The organism is Pseudomonas sp. FP198, assembly GCF_030687895.1.
Taxonomy (GTDB): domain Bacteria; phylum Pseudomonadota; class Gammaproteobacteria; order Pseudomonadales; family Pseudomonadaceae; genus Aquipseudomonas.
In genome coordinates this window covers 778,456-793,918 of the sequence record NZ_CP117452.1, presented here as the reverse complement: position 1 = coordinate 793,918, position 15,463 = coordinate 778,456, and the positions used below count along the sequence as shown (strand labels likewise).

16 protein-coding genes are annotated in these 15,463 nt (G+C 63.5%); 5 read left to right on the top strand and 11 right to left on the bottom strand.

Annotated features, from left to right (window positions below; all coding sequences use genetic code 11):
- Positions 1-33: 33 nt before the first annotated feature.
- From PSH78_RS03755 to PSH78_RS03720, 8 genes are all read right to left on the bottom strand, one after another.
- Entirely contained in the window at positions 34-1,059 is a 1,026-nt protein-coding gene (locus PSH78_RS03755) for a septal ring lytic transglycosylase RlpA family protein (protein WP_305498582.1), read from the bottom strand.
- Positions 1,059-2,069 carry a lytic murein transglycosylase B gene (gene mltB, locus PSH78_RS03750; protein WP_305498581.1) on the bottom strand — a complete coding sequence of 337 codons (1,011 nt, stop codon included), beginning with the start codon at positions 2,067-2,069 and terminating at the stop codon, positions 1,059-1,061. The genes PSH78_RS03755 and mltB overlap by 1 nt, the downstream gene beginning before the upstream one ends.
- Before the next feature lie 17 nt (positions 2,070-2,086).
- Positions 2,087-3,190: a rod shape-determining protein RodA gene (gene rodA, locus PSH78_RS03745; protein ID WP_305501174.1), complete on the bottom strand. Its 1,104-nt coding sequence runs from the start codon at positions 3,188-3,190 to the stop codon at positions 2,087-2,089.
- Between the two features lie 31 nt (positions 3,191-3,221).
- On the bottom strand, positions 3,222-5,117 hold the full coding sequence (mrdA, locus tag PSH78_RS03740; RefSeq protein ID WP_305498579.1) for a penicillin-binding protein 2: 1,896 nt from the start codon (positions 5,115-5,117) through the stop codon (positions 3,222-3,224).
- Positions 5,118-5,127: 10 nt separating this feature from the next.
- Positions 5,128-5,595: a 23S rRNA (pseudouridine(1915)-N(3))-methyltransferase RlmH gene (gene rlmH, locus PSH78_RS03735; protein WP_003185785.1), complete on the bottom strand. Its 468-nt coding sequence runs from the start codon at positions 5,593-5,595 to the stop codon at positions 5,128-5,130.
- Between the two features lie 9 nt (positions 5,596-5,604).
- Positions 5,605-6,099, bottom strand: coding sequence for a ribosome silencing factor (gene rsfS, locus PSH78_RS03730; protein WP_305498577.1), 495 nt, complete (start codon positions 6,097-6,099; stop codon positions 5,605-5,607).
- Between the two features lie 72 nt (positions 6,100-6,171).
- A complete protein-coding gene (nadD, locus tag PSH78_RS03725; RefSeq protein WP_305501173.1) occupies positions 6,172-6,843 on the bottom strand; it encodes a nicotinate-nucleotide adenylyltransferase in 672 nt (223 codons plus the stop codon).
- 28 nt (positions 6,844-6,871) lie between these two features.
- On the bottom strand, positions 6,872-8,143 hold the full coding sequence (locus tag PSH78_RS03720; protein WP_305498575.1) for a glutamate-5-semialdehyde dehydrogenase: 1,272 nt from the start codon (positions 8,141-8,143) through the stop codon (positions 6,872-6,874).
- A 198-nt stretch (positions 8,144-8,341) separates the two neighbouring features.
- Between PSH78_RS03720 and PSH78_RS03715 the strand changes: the two genes are divergently transcribed.
- Positions 8,342-9,022 (top strand): DNA-3-methyladenine glycosylase, encoded by a 681-nt coding sequence (locus tag PSH78_RS03715; protein ID WP_370871057.1) that lies wholly within the window; start codon positions 8,342-8,344, stop codon positions 9,020-9,022.
- Positions 9,023-9,107: 85 nt separating this feature from the next.
- Positions 9,108-10,424, top strand: coding sequence for a bifunctional DedA family/phosphatase PAP2 family protein (locus PSH78_RS03710; protein WP_305498571.1), 1,317 nt, complete (start codon positions 9,108-9,110; stop codon positions 10,422-10,424).
- A gap of 78 nt (positions 10,425-10,502) precedes the next feature.
- On the opposite strand, the gene PSH78_RS03705 is transcribed toward PSH78_RS03710, so the two are convergent.
- The 3 genes from PSH78_RS03705 to PSH78_RS03695 are packed head-to-tail and all read right to left on the bottom strand — an operon-like array spanning position 10,503 to position 12,182.
- Positions 10,503-11,093: an LON peptidase substrate-binding domain-containing protein gene (locus PSH78_RS03705; RefSeq protein ID WP_305498570.1), complete on the bottom strand. Its 591-nt coding sequence runs from the start codon at positions 11,091-11,093 to the stop codon at positions 10,503-10,505.
- Positions 11,094-11,103: 10 nt separating this feature from the next.
- Entirely contained in the window at positions 11,104-11,820 is a 717-nt protein-coding gene (locus PSH78_RS03700; RefSeq protein WP_305498569.1) for an LrgB family protein, read from the bottom strand.
- Complete coding sequence (locus tag PSH78_RS03695; RefSeq protein ID WP_305498568.1) at positions 11,817-12,182, bottom strand: CidA/LrgA family protein; 366 nt, start codon at positions 12,180-12,182, stop codon at positions 11,817-11,819. The genes PSH78_RS03700 and PSH78_RS03695 overlap by 4 nt, the downstream gene beginning before the upstream one ends.
- Before the next feature lie 188 nt (positions 12,183-12,370).
- On the opposite strand from PSH78_RS03695, the gene PSH78_RS03690 reads away from it, so the two are divergent.
- The 3 genes from PSH78_RS03690 (at position 12,371) to PSH78_RS03680 (ending at position 15,307) form a co-directional block, all read left to right on the top strand.
- Positions 12,371-12,826 carry a MaoC family dehydratase gene (locus PSH78_RS03690; protein ID WP_305498567.1) on the top strand — a complete coding sequence of 152 codons (456 nt, stop codon included), beginning with the start codon at positions 12,371-12,373 and terminating at the stop codon, positions 12,824-12,826.
- 93 nt (positions 12,827-12,919) lie between these two features.
- Positions 12,920-14,638 carry a C13 family peptidase gene (locus tag PSH78_RS03685; RefSeq protein WP_305498566.1) on the top strand — a complete coding sequence of 573 codons (1,719 nt, stop codon included), beginning with the start codon at positions 12,920-12,922 and terminating at the stop codon, positions 14,636-14,638.
- Positions 14,639-14,665: 27 nt separating this feature from the next.
- Entirely contained in the window at positions 14,666-15,307 is a 642-nt protein-coding gene (locus PSH78_RS03680) for an oxidoreductase (protein WP_305498565.1), read from the top strand.
- Positions 15,308-15,463 lie beyond the last annotated feature (156 nt).

The following is a 15,463-nucleotide window of genomic DNA, read 5'->3' as shown; positions in this document are numbered from 1 at the left end:
GACCCGCCCAAACCACGGGCGGGCCTCAATCAATCACTCGGACGTGACCAGGCTCGGCGAACCGAGATTGGCCAGGCGCACGCTATTCTGCACCTGCTGGACCTCACCCGGAGAACCGATCGGCCCCAGGCGCACCCGATGCAGGGTCTGCTGGTTGCGCACGATCGAGCTGATGAACACCGGCGCGCTGACCATCGAGCTCAGCTTCGACCTCAACAGTTCTGCAGCGTCCGGGTTGGCGAACGCGCCCACTTGCAGATACTGGCCAGACGCTGTTGCAGAAGCGTTTTTTTTTGCATCGATCTGCACCGGCACCACGGCCGCGGCGTGTTGCTGCGGCGGCGGGGTCCATTGCTCGACCGTGCCGGTGGAGGCCGTCACGGTCGGCGCGGCATTTTGCGCCACTTTTGGTTCGTTGAGCATCAAAGGCGCCGGACGGCCACGCTGGGCCCACCACTCCTGCGGATCGATGCCTTCGACCTTGACCCGGGCGGTGCCGGTTTCAGCGTAACCGAGCTTTTTCGCCGCCGCATACGACAAGTCGATGATGCGGTCGGAATAGAACGGCCCACGGTCGTTGACCCGCAGGATCACGCTCTTGTTGTTGTCCAGGTTGGTCACCCGCACATAACTGGGCAGCGGCAGGGTCTTGTGCGCGGCGCTCATGCCATACAGGTCGTAGACCTCGCCATTGGCGGTGTTCTGGCCGTGGAACTTGGTGCCATACCAGGACGCCGTGCCCGAGGCGACGTAGCGCTTGGAATCGGCTATCGGGAAGTAGGTCTTGCCCAGCACCGTGTACGGGTTGGCCTTGTAGGGGCCGGTGTGCAGGGTCGGCGTCGCATCGGGAATGCGCGAGACATCGACATCCCACCACGGCGCGCCATCCTTGTGGGCCCGGTTGATGTCCAGGCCCGGTGTGGCCCGCACGACATTGGGACTTTTCTGGGTCGGTGCGCGACTGGTCGAACAGCTCACGACCAGCAAAGACAGCGCCGCCAATGCCACCAGCTTGAGGGGCCTGGCTTTCAGGGGTTGATAGGTAGGCATTGCCCGCATTATTTGACGCCCCGTGCTTTGACCAGCTCTTCAGACAGTTGATATACGGCCATGGCGTACATCACGCTGCGGTTATAACGCGTAATCGCGTAGAAATTCTTCAGGCCCATCCAGTATTCGGGGCCCTGCTCGCCTTCCAGGCGCATCGCGGTGACCGGCATGTCGTCACGCAGCGCATCATGACTCGACCAGCCCAGCGCTCGCAACTCCCCGACGGTTTTTGTCGGCTCGATGCCCGTGGTCAGGCCTTGGTCCACCTGGTCGCCGCGCACGTCCGCAAGGCTGACCACCGGCTCGCCGGCCTCCCAGCCATGCCGTTTGAAATAACTGGCAACACTGCCGATGGCATCGGTCGGGTTGGTCCAGATATTGATGTGGCCGTCGCCGTCGAAGTCCACCGCATAGGCGCGGAAACTGCTGGGCATAAATTGTGGCAAGCCCATGGCCCCGGCGTAGGAGCCCTTGAGGGTCAGCGGATCGACCTGCTCTTCGCGGGCCAGCAGGAGGAATTCGCGTAGCTCCTTGCGGAAGAACTCGGCGCGCGGCGGGTAATCGAAGCCCAGGGTCGACAAGGCGTCGATCACCCGGAAATTCCCGGTGTTGCGGCCGAAGAAGGTCTCGACGCCGATGATTGATACGATGACCTGGGCCGGTACGCCATATTCCTGCTCGGCGCGGGCCAGGGCGGCTTCGTGCTGGCGCCAGAAGTCCACGCCCCGGGCGATACGCGCCTCGGTGATGAACATCGGCCGGTACTCGCTCCACTGCTTGACCCGCTCGGCGGGCCGGGAAATCGCGTCGAGGATCGACTGCTTGCGCTCGGCCTCGCGGAACACCCCCATCAGCTGTTCGCCGGCGAAACCGTAGTCGCGAGTCATCTCACCGACGAATTCGGCCACCTGCGGCGAGCCTTCGTATTCGCCGGCCAGGGCCTGCGGCGCACAGCCCAGGAAGCCGACCAGGCCGACCCACGGCGCATATCGCGTCGACCAGCCACGCATTGCTTGCATTGAACTCTTCACCTTATTCAAACCTGCGCGATCCACTTGCGATGCGTATGGATCGACATCAAAACCCCAAACGCTGACAGTAGTGTCACCAGCGAAGTTCCTCCGTAGCTAATGAACGGCAACGGCACCCCCACCACCGGCAGCAGGCCACTGACCATACCGATGTTGACGAAAACATAAACAAAAAACGTCATGGTCAGGCTGCCCGCCAGCAACTTGCCGAACAGCGTCTGGGCCTGGGCGGTAATCACCAGCCCGCGCCCGATCAACAGCAGATAGATCAGCAACAGCACGCAAATGCCCACCAGGCCGAACTCCTCGCCCATCACGGCGATGATGAAGTCGGTGTGGCTTTCTGGCAAAAAGTCCAAGTGCGACTGGGTGCCCATCAGCCAGCCCTTGCCGAACACCCCGCCGGAACCGATGGCGGCCTTGGACTGGATGATGTTCCAGCCGGTGCCCAGCGGATCGCTTTCCGGGTCGAGGAAGGTCAGTACCCGCTGCTTCTGGTAGTCGTGCATCACGAAATACCACATGGCCACCGACACCGGCACGGCGGCGGCGATCACGCTGAGGATCCAGCGCCAGCGTAATCCGCCCATGAACAGCACGAACGCACCGCCGGCGAGGATCAGCAGCGAGGTGCCGAGGTCCGGCTGGCGCACGATGAGGATGAACGGAATGCCGATCAGCAACAGACTGATGCACACATGCTTGAGCTGCGGCGGCAAGGACCGCTTGGACAGGTACCAGGCGATGGTCGCGGGCATGATGATCTTGAGAAATTCCGAAGGCTGGAAGCGGATCACCCCGGGAATGTTGATCCAGCGAGTGGCACCCATGGCGTTGTGGCCCATGATGTCGACCACCACCAGCAAACCCACGCCGACCACGTAGGCCAGCGGCACCCAGCGCGCCATGAACCGTGGTTCGAGTTGGGCGATGACGATCATCGACACCAGGCCGATGCCGAACGAGGTGGCCTGCTTGGCCAGCAGGTCCCAGCTCTTGCCACTGGCCGAATACAGCACGAACAGGCTGCCGGCGGCCAGCGTCAGCAACAGGATCAGCAACGGACCGTCGATGTGCATGCGCTGCAGCAAGGTGGCGCGACGGCGCATCACATCTTCGCTGGAGAGGATGCGGTCGAAATTATTCTTCACGGGCCGTAGCCTCCGCGCTGATGGGGCTTGCGAATTCGGGCTTGAGCTGGCCGTGCTCATCCAGCAGCCAGGCGTCCATGATCTGGCGCACCACCGGCGCGGCGACGCCGGAACCGGATTCACCGTTCTCGACCATCACCGACACGACGATCTTCGGGTTTTCGGCGGGCGCGAAGCCAACGAACAAGGCGTGGTCGCGATGGCGTTCCTGGACCTTGGAGCGGTCGTACTTCTCGCCCTGCTTGATCGCTACCACCTGGGCGGTACCGCTCTTGCCGGCAATGCGGTATTGCGCGCCGATGGCCGCCTTGCGCGCGGTACCCCGGGCGCCGTGCATGACCTGCTGCATGCCGTTGTTGACCTTCTGCCAGTCCGACGGGTTGCGCAGGATGATGTCCGGCATCGGGTCCGGGTCCACCGGTTTCTGGCCTTCGATGGTCTTCGCCAGGTGCGGCCGATACCATTTGCCTTTGCTCGCCACCAGCGCCGTGGCCTGGGCCAGTTGCAGCGGCGTGGCCTGCATGTAGCCCTGGCCAATCCCCAGGATCAGCGTTTCGCCGGGGAACCAGGCCTGGCGCCGGGTCGCCCGCTTCCATTCCCGGGACGGCATCAGGCCCGGGGACTCTTCGAACATGTCCAGGGAGACTTTCTGGCCGAGGCCGAACTTGTTCATGTAGGACGACAGCCGATCGATCCCCAGCTTGTGGGCCAGGTCATAGAAGTAGGTGTCGTTGGACCGCATGATCGCCGCTTCCAGGTCCACGTAGCCGTCACCGGTGCGGTTCCAGTTACGGTACTTGTGGTCGTAGTTGGGCAATTGGTAATAACCCGGGTCATAGACCCGGCTTGACGCGGTCACTACCCCGGCATCCAGCCCGGCAATCGCCACGGCCGGCTTGATGGTCGAACCCGGCGGATAAAGGCCGCGCAGCACGCGGTTGAACAGCGGCCGGTCGATGGAATCGCGCAGCTCGGCGTAGGCCTTGAAGCTGATGCCGGTGACGAACAGGTTCGGGTCGAAACTCGGCTGGCTGACCATCGCCAGGACTTCGCCGGTGTTCGGATCCAGCGCAACCACCGCGCCACGTCGCCCACCCAGCGCCGCTTCGGCGGCTTCCTGCAACTTGATGTCGAGGCTCAGGACGATGTCCTTGCCAGGAATCGGGTCGGTACGCTTGAGCACCCGCAGCACGCGGCCGCGAGCGTTGGTCTCGACCTCCTCGTAGCCGACCTGGCCGTGCAGCTCGGCCTCGTAGAAGCGCTCAATGCCGGTCTTGCCGATATGGTGAGTGCCGCTGTAGTTGACCGGATCGAGGGTCTTGAGCTCTTTTTCGTTGATCCGCCCCATATAGCCGACCGAGTGGGCGAAGTGCGGCCCCTGGGGATAATGCCGCACCAGCTGCGCCACCACCTCGACGCCCGGCAGGCGGAACTGGTTAACCGCGATCAGGGCGATCTGTTCTTCGGTCAGCTCGAACATGATCGGCACCGGCTCGAAGGGGCGCCGGCCCTGGCGCATGCGCTTCTCGAAGATCGCCCGGTCCTCGGGGGTCAATTGCAGCACTTCGACGATCACGTCGAGGACTTTCTGCCAGTCACCGGACCGCTCGCGGGTCATGCTCAGGCTGAAGCTCGGCCGGTTATCGGCCACCACCACGCCATTGCGGTCGAAAATCAGCCCGCGGGTCGGCGGGATCGGCTGCACGTGAACACGGTTACTTTCCGACAGGGTCGAGTGGTACTCGTACTGGATCACCTGGAGGAAATACAGCCGCGCGATCAGCACGCCGATCAGCGTGACCACCGTAATGGCGCCGAACACGACGCGGCCCCGCACCAGGCGGGCGTCTTTTTCGTGGTCCTTGATGCGGATCGGCTGAGGCATGAGGGCAGGATTACTTGTGATAAGGGTGCCCGGACAGGACTGTCCAGGCACGATACAACTGTTCACCGATCAGGATCCGCACCAGCGGATGCGGCAACGTCAGGGGCGACAACGACCAGCGTTGATCGGCCCGGGCGCAGACTTCCGGCGCCAGCCCTTCCGGACCGCCGACCATGAAATTGACCGTGCGCGAATCCAGCCGCCAGCGATCGAGCTCCACCGCCAGTTGCTCGGTACTCCAGGGCTTGCCATGAACTTCGAGCGTGACGATGCGCTCGTTCGGCCCGACCTTGGCCAGCATGGCTTCACCTTCCTGGCGGATAAAGCGCGCCACGTCGGCGTTCTTGCCGCGGGTATTGAGCGGAATTTCCACCAGTTCCAAAGCCAGCTCGGACGGAAGACGCTTGGCATATTCATGCCAGCCTTCTTCCACCCACTTGGGCATGCGAGAACCGACGGCGATCAGGCGCAGTCGCACAGCGATCCCTTATTGCTGGTCTTTGTTGAGCTTGGTGAAGTGCTCATGGGTGTTTTCCGGGCTGTGGTGCGCGGCGCTGGCCGAACGGCTCTGCTCGGCACCGGCCCACAGGCGCTCCAGGTCATAGAACTGGCGCGCCGAGGCGGTCATCATGTGCACGATGACGTCGTCCATGTCCAGCAGGACCCAGTCGCTGTCGCCCTTGCCTTCTTCGCCCAACGGCTTGACGCCCTGGGCCTTGACGGCTTCGCGGACCTTGTCCAGCATCGCGCCGATCTGGCGGTTGGAGGTACCGGTGGCGATGATCATGAAGTCAGTGATGCTCTGCTTTTCGCGAACGTCGATCACTTGGATATCCTGGGCCTTGACGTCTTCCAGGGCCGCCACGGCCACCTTGACCAGCTCTTCGCCGGCCAGCGCCACGCCGGTGTGTGCTTCTACCGGCAGCGGGGCGCTCTTGAAAGTGCCCTTGCGCTTTACTTTGTTCAGGTCTTTGTCAGTCATATAAAACTCGTTTTGCTCGTATGTTCGGGCGCTTCGGTACACGTTGATTCGTGTCGGCGGAGCACGCCTTGTTCAGTTCGACGCACGGTACAGACCGTGCGCATCGATGTAGGCCAGGACCGCGTCGGGCACCAGGAAACGTACCGACTTACCGCTGGCCAGCAGTTGACGGATCTGGGTGGCGGATACCGCGAGCGGCGTCTGCCAGACGAATGCAATCTGTCCGCTCGGCCCCTTGAGGGCCAGCGGGTCGCTCACCGAGCGCGCCGCCAGCAGGTTGCGCAAGGCATCCGGCGGTTCGCTGTCGGCATCCGGGCGTTGCAGCACCAGGATGTGGCAATGCTGGAGCAACTCTTCCCAGCGGTGCCAAGTGGGCAGGCCGCAAAATGCGTCCCAGCCCAGAAGCAGGAAAACCTGGGCATCGGCGGCCAGTTCGGCGCGCATCAGCTCCAGGGTATCAATGGTGTAGGACGGTTTGTCCCGCTGCAATTCGCGGGCGTCCACCACCAACGGCGCCACACCGGCCACCGCGCACTCGACCATCGCCAGGCGATCCTGCGCCGACACCTGCGGCGTATCCCGATGAGGTGGCCGGGCGCTGGGCGTCAGGCGCAGCTCATCGAGGGCCAGGGCATCGGCGACTTCCAGCGCACCGCGCAAATGGCCGATGTGCACCGGGTCGAACGTACCGCCCAGGATACCGATGCGCCTTGGCGCGGTCGCCGTCACAGCGGGCGTAGTCATAGAGGCCAGTGGGTCGAGGTCGCCCAAGTCAGGCTGGCTCCTGTCCGCGCAACTGGCCGTCGCCGACCACGATGTACTTCTCGCAGGTCAGGCCTTCCAGGCCCACCGGGCCACGGGCGTGCAGCTTATCAGTAGAAATGCCGATCTCGGCGCCCAATCCGTATTCGAAGCCGTCGGCAAAACAGGTCGGGGTGTTGATCATCACCGACGCCGAATCCACTTCAGCCACGAAGCGCCGGGTTTCGCCCTGGTGCTCGCTGACGATGGAATCGGTGTGGTGGGATCCGTGGCGATTGATGTGTTCGATGGCCTGGTCCAGCCCGTCCACCACGCGGATCGACAGGATCGGCGCGAGGTATTCGGTGTCCCAGTCTTCTGGCGTGGCGACTACGGCCTCGATGATCGCCCGCGTGCGCTCGCAACCACGCAGCTCGACGCCTTTTTCGCGGAACTGGGCCGCCATCGACGGCAGGAAATCCCCGGCGACGGCCTGGTCCACCAGCAGGGTCTCCATCGCGCCGCAGATGCCATAACGGTAGGTCTTGGCATTGAAGGCGATGCGCTGGGCCTTGGGCAATTCGGCGTGGGCGCTGACGTAGACATGGCAGATGCCGTCCAGGTGCTTGATCACCGGTACGCGGGCGTCGCGGCTGACCCGTTCGATCAGGCCCTTGCCGCCACGCGGGACGATCACGTCGACGAACTCGGGCATGGTGATCAACGCGCCGACCGCGGCGCGATCGGTGGTTTCCACCACTTGCACGACCGCTGCCGGCAGGTTGGCTTCGGCCAGCCCGCGCTGGATGCAGGCGGCAATCGCACGGTTCGAATGGATCGCCTCGGAGCCGCCGCGCAGGATGGTCGCGTTACCCGACTTCAGGCACAGGCTCGCGGCATCGATGGTCACGTTCGGCCGCGACTCGTAGATGATCCCGACCACACCCAGGGGCACGCGCATCTTGCCGACCTGGATACCCGACGGCCGATAGCTCATGTCGCGGATCGCCCCGATCGGGTCCGGCAGAGCCGCCACCTGACGCAGACCGACGATCATGCCGTCGATGCGTGCCGGAGTCAGCGCCAGGCGCTCGAGCATGGCCGGCTCGAGCCCATTGGCCCGGCCGACGGCCAGGTCCAGCTCGTTGGCGGCGGAGAGCTCGGCGCGCGCAGCGTCCAGCGCATTGGCGGCGGCCTGCAGGGCGCGGTTTTTCTGCGCGGTGCTGGCACGGCCGATGATGCGCGACGCTTCGCGGGCGGCGCGACCCAGGCGGGTCATGTAGTCAAGAACGGACTCAGTCATGGTCTGTGTGGTCTTGGCAAAGAGGAAAGCGGCAGATTATAGCTGTCGTAACCCGCGACTAACAGCATGGACTGACAGCGGTGACCGGCGGAGAAGCAAAACCGGCATGAATCGCTAGTGTTTCCGTGAATGTTCAGCGGTAATTAAGCTTTCCATTGTTATCATCGCGCTACTTTTGGCCCTGTTCCGTCCATGACCATGACCGATTCGCCTCCGATGCCCACTGCTTTGCCACACGCTTTTTTTGACCGCGACGCCCAGGAACTTGCCAAGGATCTGCTGGGCAAGGTGATTCGCCACAAGGTTGGCGACCTGTGGCTGAGCGCGAGGATCATCGAGACCGAAGCGTATTACTTCGCCGAAAAGGGCAGCCACGCCTCGTTGGGCTACACGGAAAAGCGTAAGGCTTTGTTTCTGGATGGTGGCCACATCTATATGTACTACGCGCGGGGCGGCGATTCGCTGAATTTCAGCGCCCAAGGCCCGGGTAATGCCGTATTGATCAAATCGGCGTATCCCTGGGTGGACGCCATCAGCGGCCCGGCAAGCCTGGCGCAGATGTTGTTGAACAACCCCGATGCCCAAGGCCGACCACGTACGCCGCAGAAACTTTGTGCCGGACAGACCTTGCTGTGCAAGGCGCTGGGCCTGAAAGTGCCGGACTGGGATGCCAGACGCTTCGACCCTGAACGGCTGCTCGTGGAGGATGTGGGTGTGCCGACGGTCAATGTGATCCAGACCACTCGCCTGGGTATCCCACTGGGACGAGATGAGCACCTGCTTTACCGCTTCGTCGACGCCGCCTACGCGCCATGGTGCACCCGTAACCCGTTGCGACGCGGGCAGGTCGAGGGACGGGATTATTTTCTGCTTTCCTGAATCGACAATTTGCCCTGGGGGAGCGAGCGGGCTCGCTCCCACAGTAAAAAAATATGCGGTTTGAACAATAAATGGAGTTGTCCTTATGGGCCCTTGGCTCGATAGCATTACCGGCTGGCTGACCGTCAACCCGCAATGGCTGGCGGTGGCGGTGTTTGTCGTTGCTTGTATTGAATGCCTGGCGATTGCCGGGTTGATCGTGCCGGGCACCGTGCTGTTATTCGCGATCGCGGTGCTGGCCGGCAGCGGCGCGCTGTCCCTGGGCGAGACATTGCTGCTGGGCCTCTTGGGGGGGCTGCTGGGGGATCTGGTGTCCTATTTCCTCGGCCGGCATTTCCACCAGAACATCCGGCGCCTGCCGGGGCTGCGGCAACATCCGGAATGGATGAGCGCGGCCGAGAGCTACTTCCAGCGCTATGGCATCGCCAGTCTGCTGGTGGGGCGGTTTATCGGACCGTTGAGGCCGATGCTGCCGATGGTGGCGGGAATGTGCGACATGCCGTTCCCGCGCTTCGCCGCCGTCAGCGTGCTGGCCGCGGCAGGCTGGACCGTGGCTTACCTGCTGCCGGGCTGGGCCACCGGCGCGGCGTTCCGCCTGCCGTTGCCCGAAGGTTTCTGGCCGCAGGCCGGCGTCGTCATCGGCAGCATCGCCGTGATGCTCGGGCTGAGTGTCAACAGCAGCTTGCGGCGTCATCGCCATGCCTCAGCGATCATCGCAACTGTCGGTCTGGCGATCCTGATCGGCCTGTTTGTCGGCTTCCGTTACCTGACGGCCTTCGACCAGGGCCTGATGGCCCTGGTGCAGGAGCATCGCAGCGCGACCCTGGACGAGATCGCCGTGACGTTCACGCTGATCGGTGAATTCCGCTACATGTTGATCGTCTGCAGCCTGGTGACTGTGTTGCTGTTGTTTGCACGACAATGGCGGCAGGCAATCTTTGCCGGCGGCACGATGCTGCTTACGGCCCTGGCCAACACTGGCTTGAAATTGTTTTTCGCCCGCGTGCGCCCTGAGATCCTCAGCGAACCCTTGACCAGCTACAGCATGCCCAGCGGCCACGCCTCCGGCGCTTTCGCCCTGTTCCTCAGCCTGGCGATACTGGCCGGTCGCGGCCAACCACCGCGCCTGCGCCTGACCTGGCTACTGCTCGGCTCGTTGCCGGCGCTGGCGATTGCCTTGTCGCGGGTGTACCTCGGCGCCCACTGGCCGAGCGACATTGTCGCCGGGGCCATGCTCGCCGCCACGGTCTGCGCCGCTGTCCTGTGGCTGAGCCAGCGCCAGGAACCGCTGCGCGCCATGTCGCCGAAAGTCTGGTGGCTGGTCCTGCCGGCGCTGGCGGCGGCGTTCAGCTTCTTCGCCCTGCGGCACCTGCCGCATGCGATGTTGCGGTATGCCTACTAAAGCGCAAACGCCGCCCTCCTGTGGGAGCGAGCCTGCTCGCTCCCACAGGGGTGCGCATTGATCTGACAGATCAGCACCTTAGGCAAACAGCTCCCCCTGCAACTCATCCAGCAAGGCCTGGATCGCATCCAGGCGCTGCTGCGGGTCGTCGAGTTGCAGCAGGTCGATTTTGTCCAGTTCGTTGAACGGCAGCAGGTAAGCCAATTGATTGGCCAGTGACTGCTGACCGGTAGCCTCGGTGCCCATGTTCAGCGCTTCGACCATCGGGTGCTCGGCCAGGGCCTTGAGCAGCGCCACCAGGTCGGCATCCTCGTCCTGCAACGGTTGCTCCGGTTCGTCTTCCAGCCACTCGATTTCAGCGACAGTCAGTTGATCCGGCTGGACACTGCTGGCATGCACGATGAAGCGCCGCCCGCCCTGCACGCGAATGCCCAGCAGGCCGTTGTCCTGCTGGGAAAAATCGGTAATCAGCGCCTCGCACCCCACCCGTGCGTAGCCGTCGGGCGCGATACCGACCTCTTCGCCGTCGAGGATGCAGACCACCCCGAAGCCTTCGCCTTTTTTCATGCAGCGCCCGATCATGTCGAGGTAACGCGCCTCGAAAATCTGCAGGTCAAGGATGCAACCGGGAAACAGCACGGTGTTCAATGGGAAAAGCGGCAAGCTCATAACCTGTTCCTTAGACCGTCATCGACACCACCAGCGGCAGCAGCACCGCCGTGGCCACGCCCATCAGACTCATCGCCAGCGCCGCGAAGGCACCGGACTCCTCGCTTTCCTGCAAGGCCACCGACGTACCCACCGCATGGGCAGTCAGCCCCAGGGCGATGCCCCTGGCCTCAGGGCTATGGACACCGAGCCGGGTCAGAATACTCGGGCCGAGGATCGCGCCAAGCACCCCGGTGATCAACACGAACACCGCCGCCATCGCCGCCACGCCACCGATCTGCTCGGCCACCAGCATGGCGATCGGCGAAGTCACCGATTTCGGCGCCATGGTCATCAGGATCATGTGCTCGGCGCCAAAAGCCCAGCCCAGCACCACCGCAGAGCCGGTGGCAAACACCCCGCCTATCACCAGCGTAGTAAAAATCGGCCAGAACAATTGGCGGATCCGGCGCAGGTTCAGGTACAACGGCACCGCCAGCGCCACGGTGGCCGGGCCCAGCAGAATGCTGAGGATCTCGGTGCTTTTGCGGTATTCCGCGTAGCTGATGCCGCAGCCGACCAGCACGACGATCAACAGCACCATCGACATCAATACCGGCTGCAGGAACACCCAACGGGTCTTTTCGTACGCCGCCAGCACCAACTGGTAGGCGCCCAGGGTAATGCCGATGCCGAACAGTGGATGGTGGATCACCGACGTCCAGGCCCCCTGCCAATCGAACATCATCGGGCGTCCTCCGGCTCGACAATATGACGCCGGGCCAACCGTTGCATCAGCACGCCTGTCAGTGCCACGGAGAGCACCAGCGACAACACCAGCGCGCCAACGATGGCCCAGAAATCGGCAGCGATTGCCCGGGCGTAGACCATCACGCCCACCGCCGGCGGCACCAGCAGCAACGGCAGATAACGCAGCAGGCTGCCGGCGGCCAGGTTCAACGGCTCGCTGACTTCGCCACGGGCGATCAGGTAACCCAGCAACAGCAGCAGCCCGATGATCGGCCCCGGCAGGATCGGCAGGAACAAATGATTGATGGCGGTGCCCAGCAATTGGAACAGCACCAGCCAGGTCAGGCCCCGTAGCAACATCCGTTCTCTCCCCTGTAACACGTGTTCAAGCATGCGCGCGCATTATAAACACGCCCGCGCTATGGGTCGGCATTCGTAAAAAGCATGGTCGATGACCTGCCCCGCCGGTCATGTTGATCTACAGTGGTCTGCGGGGACACAGATCCCCGTTCCAGAAAAAATAGAACAGATGACCCAGGAGAGTCTCAATGCCCTACGTTCCCGTTGCAGAGCTCAAGGATTATGTCGGCAAGGAACTTGGATACTCCGACTGGCTGACCATCGACCAGGAGCGTATCAACCTGTTCGCCGAAGCCACCGGCGACTTCCAGTTCATCCACGTCGATCCGGTCAAGGCCGCGCAGACCCCGTTCGGCAGCACGATCGCCCACGGGTTCCTGTCGCTGTCGCTGATGCCCAAGTTGATGGAAGACATCCTGCTCCTTCCTGAGGGGGTGAAGATGGTGATCAACTACGGGCTGGACAGCGTGCGCTTCATCCAGCCAGTGAAGGTCGACTCCAAGGTCCGGCTCAAGGTCGACCTGGTGGACGTTACCGAGAAAAAACCTGGCCAATGGCTGCTCAAGGCCACCGCCACCCTGGAAATCGAAGGCTCGGAAAAACCGGCCTACATCGCCGAGCCGCTGTCACTCTGCTTCGTATAGGCCCTCGCGGTCGCGAAACCGCTCATGCAGTTTCGCATCGCTTCAACGCGCATAGCTGCGGCATACTCGTCGCCTGATTACCTGGATCCCGTTATGCGCGCACTTGTCCCCCTGACCCTGACCCTCCTGCTCACCGCCTGCGGAAACGGCGAATCGCCGCTGCCCCCAGACGCACGCCTGCCCGATGGCGGACGCTATCGCGGCGATCTGGTAGACGGGCTGTTGCAGGGCCAGGGACGCATCGACTACCCCAACGGCAGCTGGTACGCCGGGCAGTTCGACAAGGGCCAGTGGCACGGCACCGGGGAATGGCATGGCAGCAATGGCGAGGTCTATCGCGGCCAGTTCCAGCACGGCCTGTTCCACGGCCAGGGCAGCCTGACCACACCGACCAGCAGCTATACCGGCGGCTTCAAGCTGGGCCGGCGGGACGGTGAAGGCACGCTCAAGGAAAACGGCGTGACCTACCGGGGCGAGTTCAAGGCCGACCGCTACTCCGGTCTCGGCCGCCTGGAACTCGACGACGGCAGTCAGTACCAGGGCCCGTTCGTCAACGGCAAGCCCAACGGCGAAGGCCAGCGCTTCGACGCCAGCGGCAACCAGTTCACCGGCCATTTCGTCGACGGCCAGCTCCAGGGCAAGGGCACGTTCAACAGCGCCGAAGGTGACGTCTACATCGGCGGCTTCAGGAACAATCAGCTCAACGGCCGCGGTCGCTACGAAAACGCCGATGGCGATGTCTGGATCGGCCAGTTCAAGGACGGTGCGCTGACCGGCAAGGGCGAATTGATCGGCGCCGATGGCAGCCACTACCGCGGTCGTTTCAATGACTGGCGCTTCACCGGCGAAGGTCGCCTGAACCTGCCCGACGGCAGCTTCTACATTGGCCAGTTCGAGGGCGACAGCTACCACGGGCGCGGCACGCTGGTGCTGACCGACGGCACCGTGCAGAGCGGCACCTGGGCCAACGGCCAACGGATACGTGACGCCGACGGCAGGCTGTTGCCCGATGTGCTCGAACTCGGCCTGCTGGCCCAGGGTCGCCTGCTGGACGAGGCCCTCGCCAACATCCCGGCCTCGACGCCGGCGGTGGAGCTGTACAGCCTGACCCTGGGCGGCGATGGCAAGCAAAGCGTGTTCCTGCGTGAGTCCGACTACGTCGCCAACATGCTCGCCAGCCGTTTTGGCGCGTTCGGCCAGATTCGCCTGGTGAACCATCGCGACCACCTTGGCGACCGGCCCATGGCCACTCGCGAAAACCTGCGCCGTGCCGCCGCCACGCTGGCCGAACGCAGCGGCCCGGAAGACCTGGTGTTCATCTACCTGACCAGCCACGGCAGCAGCGAACATGAACTGGTACTCGACCAGCCGCGCATGGAGCTGGCCGACCTGCCCGCCGACGAGTTGGCCGCGGTGCTGGCGCCGCTGAAGAATCGCGACAAGGTCATTGTGATCTCGGCCTGTTATTCCGGCGGTTTCATCCCCGCACTCAAGGACGAACGGACCCTGGTCATGACCGCCTCCCGGGCCGACCGAGTGTCTTTCGGCTGCTCCGAGGAGGCCAACTTCACCTACTTCGGCGATGCCTTGTTCGCCCAGGCGCTGAACCAGACCGACGATCTGGAACAAGCCTTCAAGCGGGCCAAGGGCATCGTTGCCGAACGGGAGCAGGCGGACAATTTCGAGGCGTCCGAACCACAGATGTGGGCGCCCCGGACCGTGCTTTCTCACTGGCAGCTGCTGCGCAAGCAACAGGCGCGAAAAGCATTGCAAAGTGCTGCATTGAACGACGAGGCTAAAAAGAGCAACTAAGCTGAACCGTATCAAGGGGGAAACACTATGTACTTGACGCCTCAGCATGTTTTGCTCGCCGGCGCGACCGGATTGACCGGGGAGCATCTACTCGACCGGCTGCTGAACGAGCCGACCATCACGCGGGTACTGGCGCCTTCCCGCCGGCCATTGGCCGAACACCCGCATCTGGAAAACCCGGTTGGGGAACCGGCCGAACTGCTGCCACGGCTTGGCGGCCAGGTCGACATCGCCTTCTGCTGCCTCGGCACGACCATCAAGAAAGCCGGCTCCGAATCGGCCTTCCGCGCGGTGGACCTGGACCTGGTGGTGGCCTTCGCCAAACGCGCGCGGGAACTGGGCGCACGGCACCTGGTGGTGATCAGCGCCCTCGGGGCCGACCCGAAATCGTCGATTTTCTACAACCGGGTCAAGGGCGAAATGGAAGCTGCGCTCCGCGCGCAGGATTGGCCGCAACTGACCATCTGCCGACCTTCGTTGCTGTTGGGCGACCGGGTTGAACCACGCCTGGCCGAGCAACTGGCCGGCCCGTTGTCCAAGCTGATCCCCGGCAAATACCACGGCATCGAAGCCTGCCAACTGGCCCGGGCCATGTGGCGACTTGCGCTGGAGGAGCAGGATGGGGTGCGGGTAGTGGAGTCGGATGAGTTGCGCAAGCTGGGCAAATGATCTGACGCCAGGGGCAGCGCGATCAGTGTGGCGAGGGGATTTATCCCCGCTGGGCCGCGAAGTGGCCCCCGGGCTAACCGAAAATGTCATGCCGTTGCCAGGGAATATCCCAGCCTCTTGGGACTGCTTCGCAGTCCAGCGGGGATAAATCCCCTC

What these genes read in the sequence shown, in the direction of transcription:
- PSH78_RS03705 (WP_305498570.1), bottom strand. Translation starts at nt 11,093, where the DNA reads ATGAGCTTGCCGCTTTTCCCATTGAACACCGTGCTGTTTCCCGGTTGC.
- rsfS (WP_305498577.1), bottom strand. Translation starts at nt 6,099, where the DNA reads ATGACTGACAAAGACCTGAACAAAGTAAAGCGCAAGGGCACTTTCAAG.
- mrdA (WP_305498579.1), bottom strand. Translation starts at nt 5,117, where the DNA reads ATGCCTCAGCCGATCCGCATCAAGGACCACGAAAAAGACGCCCGCCTG.
- PSH78_RS03700 (WP_305498569.1), bottom strand. Translation starts at nt 11,820, where the DNA reads ATGATGTTCGATTGGCAGGGGGCCTGGACGTCGGTGATCCACCATCCA.
- PSH78_RS03710 (WP_305498571.1), top strand. Translation starts at nt 9,108, where the DNA reads ATGGGCCCTTGGCTCGATAGCATTACCGGCTGGCTGACCGTCAACCCG.
- PSH78_RS03720 (WP_305498575.1), bottom strand. Translation starts at nt 8,143, where the DNA reads ATGACTGAGTCCGTTCTTGACTACATGACCCGCCTGGGTCGCGCCGCC.
- mltB (WP_305498581.1), bottom strand. Translation starts at nt 2,069, where the DNA reads ATGCAAGCAATGCGTGGCTGGTCGACGCGATATGCGCCGTGGGTCGGC.
- nadD (WP_305501173.1), bottom strand. Translation starts at nt 6,843, where the DNA reads ATGACTACGCCCGCTGTGACGGCGACCGCGCCAAGGCGCATCGGTATC.
- PSH78_RS03680 (WP_305498565.1), top strand. Translation starts at nt 14,666, where the DNA reads ATGTACTTGACGCCTCAGCATGTTTTGCTCGCCGGCGCGACCGGATTG.
- PSH78_RS03690 (WP_305498567.1), top strand. Translation starts at nt 12,371, where the DNA reads ATGCCCTACGTTCCCGTTGCAGAGCTCAAGGATTATGTCGGCAAGGAA.
- PSH78_RS03685 (WP_305498566.1), top strand. Translation starts at nt 12,920, where the DNA reads ATGCGCGCACTTGTCCCCCTGACCCTGACCCTCCTGCTCACCGCCTGC.
- PSH78_RS03695 (WP_305498568.1), bottom strand. Translation starts at nt 12,182, where the DNA reads ATGTTGCTACGGGGCCTGACCTGGCTGGTGCTGTTCCAATTGCTGGGC.
- PSH78_RS03755 (WP_305498582.1), bottom strand. Translation starts at nt 1,059, where the DNA reads ATGCGGGCAATGCCTACCTATCAACCCCTGAAAGCCAGGCCCCTCAAG.
- PSH78_RS03715 (WP_370871057.1), top strand. Translation starts at nt 8,342, where the DNA reads ATGACCGATTCGCCTCCGATGCCCACTGCTTTGCCACACGCTTTTTTT.
- rodA (WP_305501174.1), bottom strand. Translation starts at nt 3,190, where the DNA reads ATGCGCCGTCGCGCCACCTTGCTGCAGCGCATGCACATCGACGGTCCG.